Here is a 319-nt window from a genome sequence, read left to right as displayed (position 1 = left end):
AAAATCATTTTGTATTGAGTATTCGGAAAAGGGAGCTGTGGAGCTGGCTGCCGCGTTGGGCTTTGCATGAGTCTGAAAACAACCAACAGAAAGCAGGAGATAATATGAAACAGTATCTTTTGATCGACATCGGCGGAACCTTCATCAAGTACAGCCTGGCCGATGAACAGGCCCGGAAAATCTCCGGCGGTAAGGTTCCGACACCGCTGACGAATATGGCTGACCTTCTGGCGGTCATCGAGGGCTTTGCCGCTCCCCTTCAGGGACAGTTCGTGGGCTGCGCCATCTCTATGCCGGGCCGCATCGATACCAGAAACGG

General features: G+C 53.0%; 1 protein-coding gene. It reads left to right on the top strand.

The annotated features are described in order from the left end of the window. Positions 1-104: 104 nt before the first annotated feature. The coding region (locus P0G09_RS17025; RefSeq protein ID WP_275253259.1) for an ROK family protein at positions 105-319 on the top strand (215 nt) is incomplete at its 3' end.

Source organism: Faecalibacterium sp. DFI.5.82, assembly GCF_029076575.1.
Taxonomy (GTDB): domain Bacteria; phylum Bacillota; class Clostridia; order Oscillospirales; family Ruminococcaceae; genus Faecalibacterium; species Faecalibacterium duncaniae.
Note: the sequence above shows the minus strand (reverse complement) of the source record. Positions and strands in the feature narration are given on the sequence as shown.